This is a genomic window from Achromobacter sp. GD03932, from assembly GCF_029839485.1.
Taxonomy (GTDB): domain Bacteria; phylum Pseudomonadota; class Gammaproteobacteria; order Burkholderiales; family Burkholderiaceae_B; genus Achromobacter; species Achromobacter bronchisepticus_A.
On the sequence record NZ_JAOCAT010000036.1, the window covers coordinates 1 to 14,578 of the forward strand.

The following is a 14,578-nucleotide window of genomic DNA, read 5'->3' on the forward strand; positions in this document are numbered from 1 at the left end:
CCTGCGCGGGCGTGACGGTGATTGCCGCGGAATCCAGCGCGGGCAGGTGCGCCAGGCGTTCCTGCGGCGTGAGCTTGGGATAGCCCACGTACATCATCACCACGCCAGAGATGAACCACATGGCAAAGAACAGGCACAGCACGATGCCTGCCCAGCGATGGATCAGGTACAGCCAGCGCTTGGCGCGCGCCGACAGCGGCGGCCCGGCGCGATGGCGGGTCGAGGGGGGGAGCGTCGTGTTCATGGCGGTCTGTCCTGGCACGCCGCTCAGAAGCGGGCCTGCAAGGTGAGCTCGAACGAGCGGGGCGCGCCCAGGTAGTACATGGTCGGCGTCGCGTTCGCGGCGTAGACCTTGTCGGTCAGGTTGCGCACGCGGGCCGTTACGCTGAGGTTGCGGTTGATGCGGTGCGACAGCGCCGCGTCGAACACGGTGTAGGACGGCGTCCAGACGCTGTTGGCGGCGTCGGCGTACATGCGGCCCACGTAGCGCGCGGCCATGCTGGCGGTCCAGTCGGGCAGGAAGGCATAGTCCAGCCAGACGTTGGCCAGGCGGCGCGGTGTATTGGTGGGCACGTTGCCGTTGCGCGAGACCGCCACGCCGCCCACGGATTGCGAGAAATCGTCGTACTTGGGATCGACGAAGGCGACGTTGCCCTGCAAGGACAGCTGGGACGTCAGCTGCAGGCCGCCGGCCAATTCGATGCCGCGCGCCGATTGCGCGCCCACGGGCACGCTCACGCCGGGGTTGTTCGGGTCCGAGGTCGCCATGTTCTTGCGCTTGATCTCGTAGAGCGCCACCGTGGCCGAACCGCGGCCGTCCCAGAAGTTGAACTTACCGCCGACTTCCGCCTGCCTGCCGGTGGTGAGTTTGTCATTGTTCAGCACGTCGGCGAACGAGGCGGTGGCCAGGATGCCCGAGGGGGGATCGGCCGCGGTGGCGTACTGCGCATACAGCGAGGCCTCCGGGCTCAGCTCCCAGTTCACGCCCAGCCGCCCGGTCAGCGGCGAGTAGCTGCGCTGCGCGCTGGCGGGCGAGGCCGCGGTGACGGCGCGGCGATTGGTCAGGTCCAGGTCGATGAAGTCCTTGCGCAATGCCGATACGATGGCCACGCCCGGCAGCACCGTGGTGCGGTTTTCCATGGTCAGCGCCAGCGTGCGGATGCGGTTGTCGCGGTCGGCGACGTGGCCCCGCTTCATGCCGGGGATGTCGTAGAAATCGCCGGGCGAAAAGTCGTAGGGATCGACCGCGTCGACCTGGCCGGGCAGGCTGGTGGGATAGCGCGTGATCTTGTTCTGGCTGACGTCCACGCCGAAGGACCAGTCGCTGGGCAGGCCGGCCAGGGTGGAGCGGTACAGGCCTTCCACGCGGTTGCCGATCAGGCTTTGTTCGTGGCGCTGCAACAGCGCCCCGGACCGCAGCACCAGGCTGTTGCCGGCGTTCAGCCGGTAGTTTTCCAGGTTGCGGTAATCGCGTTCGGCGCGGTAGTAGTAGAGCGTGTTCTTGAAGGTCAGATTGGAGCCGGCGCGCCATTCGGTCAGCGACCGCGCCCACAGCACCGACTGCTCGTACAGGCCGTCGTTGACGTTGTAGTTCTTGAAGCGCGTGCCATCGAGGATGCGGCCCGTGCCCTGCACCACGCCGTTGGCGTCGGTTTTCAGCGGCGTGCCCCAGTAGGGGCGGTCGACCTGTTCGCGCTGGTACTCGAAGGCGAAGGTCTGGGTCACGTCCGCGCCCAGGTCGGACAGCAGCGAGGCGGCGACCTGGCTGGCGCGGGAATGGTTGCCATCGACCCAGCCGTGGCTGGAACCGGTGTTGGCGTCGATGCGCAGATAGTGGCCGCGGCCGCCGGGTTCGCCCGCCAGTTGCTGGTTCAGCCCCACCGACAGTTGGCGGCTGTCGAACGATCCCACCCGCAGCTGGCCGTCGTAGAAGGTGTCGCGCTCGGGCAGCTTGGTGACGTAGTTGATGGCGCCGCCCACCGCGCCCGCGCCGAACAGGAAGGTAGAGGGGCCGCCGATGGCTTCGACCCGGTCGTAGATCCAGCTGTCCACCGGCCGCGCGGCGATGGAGTCGTACTGCACGGAAATGCCGTTGAACAGCTGCGAGACCTGGCCGCCAGCGAAGCCGCGGTAGCTGACCGCGCCCGCGTTGCCGGGCGGCGAGGCATTGTCCACGCCTGGGATGCCACGGGCGATCTCCTGCGTGTTCAAGGATCCGCGCGCCTCGATTTGTTCGCGCGAGATCACGGTGACGCTGGCCGGCGTTTCACGCAGGGTCAGGCCCAGGCGGCTGCCGGTGCTGTCGCGTACGTTCAGGTCGATGGGGCCGTTGGGCGCGGGCTCTTCGGCGGCGGCGCCGTGCACCGTGGTGGGCGCCAGGGTGGGCACGGCGGGTTCCGTGGTCAGGGCCTGGGCGGAGCCGCTGGCGAGCGCGCCCAGCAGCAGGGTGTAGGTCGTGGTTTTCTTCATGTCTGGAACCGGTGGTCCGGCCCGCGCGCCAGGAAGTCCCCGCCTGGAACGGACGGGACTGGCCGGAGCGCATGAGCCTGAATGGCGGCACGCGTGCGCACGCGCGGGAGGCGCGGACGCAACGTGGCGATGGGGTGACGGCGTACCGGCGCGCAGCGATCGCCATCAGGCGACGGGGCGCGCAGGCTCAAACCGCTGGCGGTGCGCGCGGCTGGGCCGCGCTCCAGGCATGAAGAGGATGCGCCGCAAGGAAGAACAGCGGCGGATAGGTGATGGCGCGCCCTAGAGGAGCAGGCACGACGGGAACAGGCGTGGGCAGTATGCCCACGTCGGCATTGGGGTTGCGGCACAGCGGGCAGTGATGGCTGTCGCCGTGACTGTCCGCCTGGGTGCCGTTATCGTTGCCGCCCGGCACCTCCAGGGTCAGGGAGGCTTGCCCCGCGCCTTCGCTGGTGCAGAAGTCGACGCTGATGCGATGGGCGTTGTGGCTGGCCGGAGACAGGCTCAGCGCATTCGCCAGCGACGGCGCCAACGACGCCCACAGGATCGCGACGAGCGCGATCCACACGGCGGGGCGGGTCAGGTAGGCAGCGGAGCACATGGCGCCCGATTATATCGGAGCAGTTGGGGCCGCCGTCCAGAGCCCCTCGGTGAAAAATGCGATTTCGTATCCGTCCTAGACCGACAGATGTCGCCGCACGTCCTCGCCGTCGATGGCGGCGCGGTCTCCACGCGCCACCACGACGCCACGCGACAGCACCACGAAATGGTCCGCCAGTTCGCGCGCGAAGTCGAAGTACTGCTCGCACAGCAGGATGGCGATGTCGCCGCGCTGGCGCAGCATGTGGATGACGCGGGCGATGTCCTTGATGATGGACGGCTGTATGCCTTCCGTGGGCTCGTCCAGGATGATGAGCTTGGGCTCGGCCACCAGGGCGCGGGCGATGGCCAGCTGTTGCTGCTGGCCGCCGGACAGGTCGCCGCCGCGGCGCGACAGCATGGTCCGCAGCACCGGGAACAGTTCGTACACCTCTTCCTTGATGCGGCGGGCGCGCGCCGCCGGCTTGGTCGCCATGCCCATCAGGATGTTCTCTTCCACCGTCAGCCGGGCGAAGATGTCGCGGCCCTGCGGCACATAGGCCATGCCGCGCGCGGCGCGCTGGTGCGGCGCCAGGCGCGTGACGTCCGCGCCGTCGAAGGCAATGTTGCCGTGCGCCACCGGCAGCACGCCCATCACGCATTTGAGCAGGGTGGTCTTGCCCACGCCGTTGCGCCCCAAGAGCGCCAGGCATTCGCCCTGGCGCAAGGACAGCGAGACGCCGCGCAGCGTGTGGCTGCCGCCGTAGTATTGGTCGATCGCGTTCACGTCCAGCATTTCAGCGCCCCAGATAGACTTCGATGACACGCGGATCGGCCTGCACCTTGCTCATTGGTCCTTCGGCCAGCACCGAGCCTTCGTGCAGCACCGTGACCTTGCCGTCGCCCGCGATCTGGTTGACGAAGTCCATGTCGTGTTCCACCACCATCAGCGAATGGCGTCCGCGCAGTTCGTTGAGCAGCTCGCCGGTGCGTTCGGTCTCGGCGTCGGTCATGCCCGCCACCGGCTCGTCCAGCAGCAACAGTTGCGGCTCCTGCATCAGCAGCATGCCGATCTCCAGCCACTGTTTCTGTCCGTGTGACAGCAGCCCGGCGGGCAACGCCGCCTCGGGCCGCAGCCGGATCAGGTCCAGCGTCTCGCCGATCTTGTCGATCTGTTCGCCGCTCAACCGCGCGAACAGCGTGGGCCGCACGCGCTTGTCGGTCTTCATCGCCAGCTCCAGGTTTTCGAACACGCTGTGCTGCTCGAACACCGTGGGCCGCTGGAACTTGCGGCCGATGCCGGCATGCGCGATCTGGGCTTCGTTCAGGGTGGTGAGATCTATGCTCTGGCCGAAGTAGGCGGTTCCCGCCGTGGGCCGGGTCTTGCCGGTGATGACGTCCATCATCGTGGTCTTGCCCGCGCCATTGGGGCCGATGATGCAGCGCAGCTCGCCCACGCCTATGTCCAGCGTCAGGTCGTTCAAGGCCTTGAAGCCGTCGAAGCTGACGGTGATGCCTTCCAGGTAGAGGATGGCGCCGTGGCTGGTGTCCAGGCCCTTGGGGCTGACGCGGCCGTAGCCGGCATCGCCGCTGGGGCCGCCGTCGAGCGCGGCGGATTCGATGTGCGTGCTGCTCATTCCTTGTTCCCCTGGATGCGGGCGGAGATGCGGCGCGCCAGGCCGACGATGCCGGTGGGCAGGAACAGCGTCACCAGCACGAAGATGAGGCCCAGCGCGTACAGCCAGAATTCCGGCAGCACGCTGGTGAACCAGGTCTTCAGGCCGTTGACGGCGCCCGCGCCGATGATGGGGCCGACCAGCGTGCCGCGTCCGCCGGTGGCGACCCAGATCACCATTTCAATCGAGGTCTCGGTGGACATCTCGCTGGGGTTGATGATGCCGACCTGCGGCACGTAGAGCGCGCCGGCGATGCCGCAGAGCACCGCGGACAGGGTCCAGACGAAGAGCTTGAAGCCCAGCGGGTCGTAGCCGATGAAGCGCAGCCGGCTCTCGGCGTCGCGCACGGCGGTGAGCACGCGGCCCAGCTTGCTCTGCGTGACCGCGCGCGCCAGGACCAGCGCGCCCGCCAGCGCGGCCAGCGTGATCCAGTACAGCGCCGCGCGCGTGCCGGGCGCGGTAATGTCGAAGCCCAGGATGCGCTTGAAGTCGGTGAAGCCGTTGTTGCCGCCAAAACCGGTGTCGTTGCGGAAGAACAGCAGCATCGCGGCGAAGGTCAGCGCCTGCGTGATGATGGAAAAGTACACGCCCTTGATGCGCGAGCGGAAGGCGAAGTAGCCGAACACGAAGGCCAGCACGCCAGGCGCCAGCACGACCAGCAGCATGGCGTACCAGAAGTGCTCGGTAAAGGACCAGTACCAGGGGTAGCTCTTCCAGTCCAGGAACACCATGAAGTCGGGCAGGTCGCTCTGGTAGACGCCGTCGCGGCCGATGGCGCGCATCAGGTACATGCCGTGCGCATAGCCGCCCAGCGCGAAGAACAGGCCGTGTCCCAGCGACAGGATGCCGGCATAGCCCCACACCAGGTCCAGCGCCAGCGCCGCCATGGCGTAGCACATGAACTTGCCCAGCAGCGCCACGGCATAGGCCGACACATGCAGCGCATGGCCGGGCGGGAAAGCGAGATTCAGCAGGGGCAGCAGCGCCAGCAGCGCCACGGCCGCGGCCAGGGCCGCCCAGACCCGGCCCGAGTACAGCGGGCGGCGGGTCAGCAGATTCAGGTCAGTCAGCGCGTTCTGTTTCATTCGACGCTCCGGCCGCGGGGGGCGAACAGGCCTTGCGGCCGCTTTTGGACGAACAGCACGATGAGCGCGAGGATGGTGATCTTGGCCATGACGGCTCCCGCGTAAGGCTCCAGGAATTTGTTGACGCCGCCCAGGCCCAGCGCGGCGATGACGGTGCCGGCCAACTGGCCCACGCCGCCCAGCACCACCACCATGAATGAATCGACGATGTAGCCGCGGCCCAGGTCCGGCCCCACATTGCCCAGCTGGGACAGCGCCACCCCGGCCAACCCGGCGATGCCGGAGCCCAGGCCGAAGGCCAGCATATCGACGCGGCCGGTGGGCACGCCCACGCAGTCGGCCATGCGGCGGTTCTGCGTGATGGCGCGCACGAACAGGCCCAGGCGGGTATGGTTCAGCAGCGCCCAGACCAGGAACACCACGAAGAAGGCGAAGCCGATGATGACGAGGCGGTTGTAGCTCAGCACCAGTCCGCCCAGCACCGTGACACCGCCGGACATCCAGCCGGGATTGCCCACCTCCACGTTCTGCGCGCCGAACAGCGTGCGCACGCCCTGCATCAGGATCAGGCTGATGCCCCAGGTGGCCAGCAGCGTTTCCAGCGGCCGGCCATAGAGCCAGCGTATGACGGTGCGCTCCAGCGCCATGCCGACCAGCGCCGTCACGGCAAAGGCCAGCGGCAGCGCCGCCAGCACATACCAGTCCAGCCAGCCCGGCAGCCAGGCGCGGAACGCCGTCTGCACGACGTAGGTCACGTAGGCGCCTATCATCAGCAGTTCGCCATGCGCCATGTTGATGACGCCCATCAGGCCGAAGGTGATGGCCAGGCCCAGCGCCGCCAGCAGCAGCACGCTGCCCAGGCTGATGCCGTAGAACAGATTGCCGGCCCATTCGATGGTGGCCAGGTGGCGGTCGATCTGCTTGAGCGCGCGGCCGGCAGCTTCACGCACGCCGGCATCGGGTTCGGCGTAAACGCCGTCGCGCGCCTCGGCCAGCGCGGCCAGGGTGGGACGAAACGCGGCGTTGCGGGTGGCGCCCAGCACCTCGACCGCATGGCGGCGCTTGGCGGGATCGCTGCTTTTCAACTCCAGGTTGGCCTGCGCGATCAGCAACGCGTCGCGCACGGCTTCGTTCCTTTCCGATGCCAATGCCTTTTCCAGCATGGGCAGGCGCGCCGGGTCGCCGGTCTGCTGCAGGCGGCGCGCCGCAGCCAGGCGCTCGGCGGGCTGCTCGGAATACAGGCGCGAACCCGCCAGCGCGGCCTCGATGGCGCGGCGCAGGCGGTTGTTGATGCCGATGGCGCCCGCGTCCGCGGGCAGCTCGGCGGCGGCGCCCGTCGCCGCATCGATGGCGCGCGTGCCGCCGTTGCCGATCAGCACGCGGCCGTCATTGGCGGCATAGAGCCGGTCCTCGCCCAGCGCCTGCAGCACCGCTGCCGCTTCGGGTTCGGGCAACTGGCCCAGCGCGGCAATCGCCTGGAGCTTGGCGTCCGTGTCGTCGCCGGCCAGCGGCGCCAGCAGGGCTGGGTCCACGCCGCTTGCCGCCGCCGGGGCGGCCGCGAGCGGCAGGGACACCAGCCATGCCAGCAGGAAACGACGCAAGTAGAGTGCGAATGCCGCGATGCGCATGGCTGCTTGTTCCCGGTGCGTTAGAGACCTTGCTTGCCTTCGTTGCCCGGGATGTACGGGCTCCAGGGCTGGGCGCGGATCGGACCCTTGCTCTTCCACACCACGCTGAACTGGCCGTCCGCCTTGATCTCGCCGATGTAGACCGGCTTGTGCAGGTGGTGGTTGGTCTTGTCCATTTCGATGGTGTAGCCGTCGGGCGCGTTGAATTTCTGGCCGCCCATGGCTGCGATCACCTTGTCCACGTCCGTGGTCTTGGCCTGTTCCACCGCCTGCTTCCACATGTGGATGCCGATGTAGGTGGCTTCCATCGGGTCGTTGGTCACCACCGTATTCGCGTTGGGCAGGTTCTTGGCCTTGGCATAGGCCTTCCATTTCTGGATGAAGGCGTCGTTGACGGGGTTCTTGACCGACTGGAAGTAGTTCCACGCCGCCAGGTGGCCCACCAGCGGCTTGGCGTCCACGCCGCGCAGTTCCTCTTCGCCCACCGAGAATGCCACCACCGGTACGTCGGTGGCCTTCAGGCCGGCATTGCCCAGCTCCTTGTAGAAGGGCACGTTGGAGTCGCCGTTGATGGTGGAGATGACGGCGGTCTTGCCGCCGGTGGCGAACTTCTTGATGTTGGCGACGATGGTCTGGTAGTCGGAATGGCCGAAGGGCGTATAGACCTCGTCGATGTCGCTGTCCTTGACGCCCTTGGAATGCAGGAAGGCGCGCAGGATCTTGTTGGTGGTGCGCGGGTAGACATAGTCGGTGCCCAGCAGCACGAAGCGCTTGGCGCCGCCGCCGTCTTCGCTCATCAGGTATTCGACGGCGGGTATGGCCTGCTGGTTGGGCGCGGCGCCGGTATAGAACACGTTCTTCTCCAGTTCCTCGCCCTCGTATTGCACGGGGTAGAAGAGCAGGCCGTTGAGTTCCTTGAACACCGGCAGCACGGACTTGCGCGACACCGAGGTCCAGCAGCCGAAGACAACCGCCACCTTGTCCTGGGACAGCAGCTGGCGCGACTTCTCGGCAAACAGCGGCCAGTTCGACGCGGGGTCCACCACCACGGCTTCGAGCTTCTTGCCCATCACGCCGCCATTGGCGTTGATTTCGTCGATGGTCATCAGGGCCACGTCCTTGAGCGACGTTTCCGAGATCGCCATCGTGCCCGACAGCGAATGCAGGATGCCGACCTTGATGGTGTCCTCGGCGGCGTATACCTGCGGCATCCATCCGGACATGGCCAACAGGCTCACGGCGGTCAGTTGCTTAAGGGCTAGTCTGCGTTTCATGGTGACTCCTGAATGGAATGGGCCGGCCGTGCCGGCGAGAACGATCTGAAAACACACGACAACGAAGACCTAAAAGCAAAAGGCATGCCAGCTGCGCGCCTACGCGCGGTTCGCTATATGAAGGGGGGAAAACAAGACGGACGCCGGCGATAACAGCGCGGGAGCGGGCTGGGGCCGATCTGGTGCCGTATGCACAACATGGGTGCGGGCGCCGCCCGCTGGCGGTGCGCGCGTGCCGCGCCGCCGTGATGGCTTCAGGCCGCAAGCGGCGCGTTGCCGCAGGGAACAGGGGCGTGCGCGCAGCGGCGGCCAACATGGCACGCCGATTGCTTGGGAATCCGTACTTGTATACAAGAAAGGATTCCAGCATGAACGCCGTAGCAACGCACAAAGGCCCCGTCGCCTGGACGATCGCGCAGTGGCAGGCCGCCTATCGCAACGAGGGCGCCACGCCCGAGACCTTGTTGGCGGCCTGGGCCGAACGCGGCAGCCCGCCGGACACGGCCTGGATCAAGCGCGTGGACGGCGCCATGCTGGCGCGGCAGCTCGATGCCCTGCATGGGCTGCTGGAAGCGGCCAACGGCGACCTGACGCGGCTGCCGCTGTATGGCGTGCCGTTCGCCATCAAGGACAACATCGACGCCGCCGGCTGGCCCACCACGGCGGCCTGCCCTGAGTTCGCGTATACGCCCGAGGAAGATGCGACCGTGGTCCGCCGCCTGCGCGCGGCCGGCGCCATCCTGGTGGGCAAGACCAACCTGGACCAGTTCGCCACCGGACTGGTGGGTACGCGTTCGCCGCTGGGCGCGGTGCCCAATACGTTCAATCCGGACTACGTCAGCGGCGGCTCCAGTTCGGGCTCCGCATCCGTGGTGGCGCGCGGCCTGGCCGCTTTCTCCTTGGGCACCGACACGGCGGGCTCGGGCCGCGTGCCGGCAGGCTTCAACAACATCGTCGGCCTCAAACCCACCAAGGGCAGGCTCAGCGCGGCAGGCGTGGTGCCGGCCTGCCGCACGCAGGACTGCGTGTCGGTGTTCGCGTTGACGGTGGACGACGCCGAACTGGTGGCCGACATTGCGGCAGGCTGGGATGCGCGCGATCCCTATTCGCGCGCCCAGCCTGTGGGCAGCGGCCATCCCTGGCCGGCGCAACCCAGGCTGGCGATTCCCGCGCAGCTGGAGTTCTTTGGCGATGCGCAGGCAGCGGCGGCGTTCGACCAGGCCGTGAGCGACCTCAAGGCGGGCGGCGCAACGGTCGAACCCATCGACTTCACGCCGTTCAACGAGCTGGCGGCGCTGCTGTATCAAGGGCCTTGGGTGGCCGAGCGCTTTGCCGCCGTGGAAGCGTTGTGGAAGCAGAGCCCTGACGCCATCCATCCGGTGGTGCGCGGCATCGTCGAACAGGCCGCCAACTACAGCGCGCTGGACGCGTTCAAGGCCGAGTACCGGCGCGCCGAGCTGACGCGCAGCATCCATCAGGCGCTGGCGGGCTTTGATGCGCTGGTCGTGCCGACTACGCCTTCGATCTACACCATCGCCCAGCTCGAAGCCGATCCGGTGACGCTGAATTCGCGGCTGGGGACCTACACCAACTTCACCAACCTGGCCGACCTGTCGGCGCTGGCGCTGCCTGCGGGCATGCGCGGCGACGGCCTGCCCGCAGGCATCACGCTGATCGGCATGGCCTGGCAGGACCACGCGCTGGCGCAGTTCGGGCGCCAGTGGCAGGCGCGCCTGGCGCTGCCGCTGGGCGCCACCGGCGCGCCGCTGCCCGCGGCCGGGCATGCGGCCCCGCCCGCGCGCGACACGGTGCGGGTGTCGGTGGTGGGCGCGCACTTGCGCGGCATGCCGTTGAACCACCAACTGACCTCGCGCCGCGCCGTGTTCGTCGAGGCGGCGCGCACCTCGGACGACTACCGCCTGTATGCCCTGGCCAATACCACGCCGCCCAAGCCCGGCCTGGTGAAGTCCGCGAGCGGCGCGCCCATCGAGGTCGAACTCTGGGATGTGCCGCTGGCCGCCTTCGGCGCCTTCGTGGCCGAGATCCCCGCGCCGCTGGGCATCGGCACGCTGGAGCTGGCGGATGGCCGCCAGGTCAAGGGCTTCATTTGCGAGCCGCGCGGGCTGGAGGGCGCGCGCGACATCACGGAGTTTGGCGGCTGGCGCGCCTATCTGGCCAGCCTGGCTTGATCTCCGCTTTCGATAACCCCCGCAAGACACCAGGGAGTCGCACCGTGTTCGATACCGTTCTGATTGCCAACCGCGGCGAGATCGCCGTCCGCGCCATCCGCACCCTCAAGCGGCTGGGCATCCGCAGCGTGGCCGTTTACTCCGACCCGGACCGCAATGCCGCGCACGTGCGCGCGGCCGACGTGGCCGTTGCGCTGGGCGGCGAAAAGGCCGCCGACAGCTACCTGCGCATGGACTTGTTGCTGGCGGCCGCCCGCAAGCATGGCGCGCAGGCCATCTATCCCGGCTACGGCTTCCTGTCCGAAAGCGCCGAGTTCGCGCAGGCCTGCGAGGACGCCGGCATCGCGTTCGTCGGCCCCACGCCCCTGCAGATCCGCGAGTTCGGCCTGAAGCACCGTTCGCGCGAACTGGCGGCCGAGGCCGGCGTGCCGATGACGCCCGGCACCGGCCTGCTGGACAGCCTGGGCGCCGCGCTCTCGCAGGCCGAACGCATCGGCTATCCGGTGATGCTGAAGAGCACGGCGGGCGGCGGCGGCATCGGACTTTCGCGCTGCGACAACGAGGCCGAGCTGACCGCGGCCTTCGATAGCGTGCAGCGCATGGGCGAGCATTTCTTCAGCGACGGCGGCGCCTTTATCGAGCGCTACGTCGACAACGCGCGCCACGTCGAGGTGCAGATCTTCGGCGATGGCGCCGGCCGCGTGCTGGCCTTGGGCGAGCGCGATTGCTCGGTGCAGCGCCGCAACCAGAAGGTCATCGAAGAGACGCCCGCGCCGCTGCTGCCCGCCGCCACGCGCCAGGCGCTGCACGCCGCCGCCGTGCGGCTGGGCGAGTCGGTCAACTACCGTTCGGCTGGCACGGTGGAATTCATTTACGACCCGGCGCGCGACAGCTTTTATTTCCTGGAGGTCAATACCCGCCTGCAGGTCGAGCACCCCGTGACGGAAGCCGTCACCGGCCTGGATCTGGTGGAGTGCATGCTGCGCGTGGCCGCGGGCGCACCGCTGGACTACGCCGCGATGTCGCGCGCGCCGCAAGGCGCTTCGATCGAGGTGCGCCTGTATGCCGAGGATCCGTTGCGCCAGTTCCAACCTTCGCCGGGCGCGCTGACCGAGGTGTTCTTTCCGGAAGGGGTGAGGGTGGACGGCTGGGTCGCGACCGGCACCGAGGTGCCGGCGTTCTACGACCCCATGCTGGCCAAGCTGATCGTGCATGCGGGTACGCGCGAGGCCGCGCTGGACAAGCTGGCGCACGCGCTGGCCCGCACGCGCCTGCACGGCATTGCCACCAACCTGGACTATCTGCGGCAGATCGTGGATGACGCGCGTTTTCGCGCAGGCGACCTGTCTACGCGCTTCCTGGAGAGTTTCGCCTACCGGCCCGCGGCGATCGAGGTGCTGGCCGCCGGCACCTACACCAGCGTGCAGGACTATCCGGGGCGGGTGGGCTACTGGGACATCGGCGTGCCGCCCTCGGGGCCGATGGACGACTATGCCTTCCGCATGGCCAACCGCATCGTCGGCAACGCGTCCGACGCCGCGGGCATCGAGGCCACGCTGGTCGGCCCGACCTTGCGCTTTCATGGCGATGCCGTCGTGGCGCTGACGGGCGCGACCTGCGCCGCCACGCTGGACGGAGAACCCGTGCCCATGTGGACGCCGGTGGCGGTGCGTTCGGGCCAGGTGCTGGCCACCGGCCGCGCGCTGTCGGGCTGCCGCAGCTACCTGGCGGTGCGCCACGGCCTGGACGTGCCGGTCTACCTGGGCAGCCGTTCCACCTTCGCGCTGGGCCAGTTCGGCGGCCATGCGGGCCGCACGCTGCGCGTGGGCGACATGCTGCCGTTGATCCGGCCCGAGCTTGCCGATGACGCCGCCGCGCCCGTGTCCGAGCCGCAGGCGGCGCCCGCCGCGCTGGTTCCAGCCTACGGCAACACCTGGGAAATCGGCGTGCTCTACGGCCCGCATGGCGCGCCGGACTTCTTCCGGCCCGAAGCCATCGAAGCCTTCTTCGCCGCGGACTGGGAAGTGCACTACAACTCCAACCGGCTGGGCGTGCGCCTGATCGGCCCCAAGCCCACCTGGGCGCGCGAGGACGGCGGCGAGGCCGGCCTGCATCCGTCCAACATCCACGATTGCGAATACGCCATCGGCAGCATCAACTTCACCGGCGACAGCCCCGTCATCCTGACGCGCGACGGTCCCAGCCTGGGCGGCTTCGTCTGCCCCGTCACCATCGCCCGCGCGGAATTGTGGAAGGTCGGGCAGGTCAAGCCGGGCGACCGGATCCGCTTCGTGCGCATCGATTATCAGCAGGCGGTGGCGCTGGAGGCGGCGCAGGACCGTTGCGTGGCCGAACTGGCGGCGCCCGCGCAGCCCGCGCAAGCCGCGGCGCCAGCCGCTGTGGCGGAACCCATCGTGGCGGCGCTGCCGGCGCAGGGCGCGCGGCCCGCGGTCTCGTACCGCCAGGCGGGCGACGGCTACCTGCTGCTGGAATACGGCGACAACGTGCTGGACCTGGCGCTGCGCATGCGCATCCATCTGCTGATGGGTGCGCTCGACGCCGATCCCATCGCCGGCGTGCTGGAGCTGTCCCCCGGCGTGCGGTCGCTGCAGATCCGCTACGACAGCCGCGTCATCCTGCAGGGCGCGCTGATAGAACGGCTGTTGCGGATCGAGGCGGGCCTGGCCGACGTGGCCACGCTCAAGGTGCCTACGCGCGTGGTCCATCTGCCCATGGCATTCGAGGACTCGGCCACGCTGGGCGCGGTGCAGCGCTACCAGGAAACCGTGCGCGCCAGCGCGCCGTGGCTGCCGAACAATGTGGACTTCATCCAGCGCATCAACGGCCTGGCCAGCCGCAAGCAGGTCCGCGACATCGTGTTCGACGCCAGCTATCTGATCATGGGGCTGGGCGACGTGTATCTGGGCGCGCCCTGCGCGGTGCCGATAGATCCGCGCCACCGCCTGCTGACCTCCAAGTACAACCCGGCGCGCACCTACACGGCGGAAGGCACGGTAGGCATAGGCGGGGTCTACATGTGCATCTACGGCATGGATTCGCCCGGCGGCTATCAGCTGGTTGGACGCACCTTGCCCATCTGGAACAAATTCCTGAAGAATCCGGTGTTCCAGGACGGCAAGCCCTGGCTGCTGCGCTTTTTCGATCAGGTGCGCTTCTATCCGGTGACGGAAGCCGAACTCGATGTGCTGCGCGAGGACTTCCGCGAAGGCCGGGCCACGGTCCGCATCGAGGAAGAGGTGTTCGATTTCGCTGCGCACCAGCGTTTCCTGGATGAAGAGGCCGACAGCATCGCCGCGTTCCAGACGCGCCAGAAGAGCGCCTTCGACGCCGAGGTGGCCTTGTGGAAAAGCGAGGACGCGGCGGTGGAGCAAGCGGCCGCTGGGCCCGAACCCGAAGCCGAGGCGGCGTTGCGCGAAGGCGAAAGCCTGGTCAGCGCCGACATGTGCGGCAACATCTGGAAGATCCCGGTGCAGGTGGGCCAGAGCGTATCGGCCGGGGACACGCTGGTGGTGGTCGAGGCCATGAAGATGGAGCTGTCCGTCATCGCGCCGGCCTCGGGGACGGTGGTTGCGATCCGCTGCATGCCCGGCAAACCGGTGAACGCGGGCGATCCGCTCATCGTGCTGGCCGAAGACGCGACCTGCCCCGTGGCCTGAG

The 14,578-nt window shown here is 68.3% G+C and carries 9 protein-coding genes and 1 pseudogene; 2 read left to right on the forward strand and 8 right to left on the reverse strand.

What is annotated here, in order from left to right; all coding sequences use genetic code 11:
* From N5C88_RS26645 to urtA, 8 genes and pseudogenes are all read right to left on the reverse strand, one after another.
* A pseudogene (locus N5C88_RS26645) lies at nucleotides 1-244 on the reverse strand (PepSY domain-containing protein); the annotation flags it as partial.
* A 23-nt stretch (nucleotides 245-267) separates the two neighbouring features.
* The gene (locus tag N5C88_RS26650) at nucleotides 268-2,469 is read right to left on the reverse strand and encodes a TonB-dependent receptor (RefSeq protein WP_059377781.1); all 2,202 of its coding nucleotides are present in this window, start codon (nucleotides 2,467-2,469) and stop codon (nucleotides 268-270) included.
* Between the two features lie 187 nt (nucleotides 2,470-2,656).
* Nucleotides 2,657-3,070 carry a DUF2946 domain-containing protein gene (locus tag N5C88_RS26655; RefSeq protein WP_251881010.1) on the reverse strand — a complete coding sequence of 138 codons (414 nt, stop codon included), beginning with the start codon at nucleotides 3,068-3,070 and terminating at the stop codon, nucleotides 2,657-2,659.
* Between the two features lie 75 nt (nucleotides 3,071-3,145).
* On the reverse strand, nucleotides 3,146-3,844 hold the full coding sequence (gene urtE / locus N5C88_RS26660) for an urea ABC transporter ATP-binding subunit UrtE (RefSeq protein WP_059377784.1): 699 nt from the start codon (nucleotides 3,842-3,844) through the stop codon (nucleotides 3,146-3,148).
* A 1-nt stretch (nucleotide 3,845) separates the two neighbouring features.
* Nucleotides 3,846-4,685 carry an urea ABC transporter ATP-binding protein UrtD gene (gene urtD, locus N5C88_RS26665; protein ID WP_059377787.1) on the reverse strand — a complete coding sequence of 280 codons (840 nt, stop codon included), beginning with the start codon at nucleotides 4,683-4,685 and terminating at the stop codon, nucleotides 3,846-3,848.
* A complete protein-coding gene (urtC, locus tag N5C88_RS26670) occupies nucleotides 4,682-5,809 on the reverse strand; it encodes an urea ABC transporter permease subunit UrtC (protein WP_118935109.1) in 1,128 nt (375 codons plus the stop codon). The genes urtD and urtC overlap by 4 nt, the downstream gene beginning before the upstream one ends.
* On the reverse strand, nucleotides 5,806-7,437 hold the full coding sequence (urtB, locus tag N5C88_RS26675) for an urea ABC transporter permease subunit UrtB (protein ID WP_059377790.1): 1,632 nt from the start codon (nucleotides 7,435-7,437) through the stop codon (nucleotides 5,806-5,808). Before urtB ends, urtC begins: the two co-directional genes overlap by 4 nt.
* Before the next feature lie 20 nt (nucleotides 7,438-7,457).
* Entirely contained in the window at nucleotides 7,458-8,711 is a 1,254-nt protein-coding gene (gene urtA / locus N5C88_RS26680; RefSeq protein WP_059377801.1) for an urea ABC transporter substrate-binding protein, read from the reverse strand.
* Between the two features lie 368 nt (nucleotides 8,712-9,079).
* Here urtA and atzF point away from each other — a divergent pair, with 368 nt between their 5' ends.
* A complete protein-coding gene (atzF, locus tag N5C88_RS26685) occupies nucleotides 9,080-10,900 on the forward strand; it encodes an allophanate hydrolase (protein ID WP_280016570.1) in 1,821 nt (606 codons plus the stop codon).
* A gap of 44 nt (nucleotides 10,901-10,944) precedes the next feature.
* Nucleotides 10,945-14,577: an urea carboxylase gene (uca, locus tag N5C88_RS26690; protein WP_280016571.1), complete on the forward strand. Its 3,633-nt coding sequence runs from the start codon at nucleotides 10,945-10,947 to the stop codon at nucleotides 14,575-14,577.
* Nucleotide 14,578: the final 1 nt, after the last annotated feature.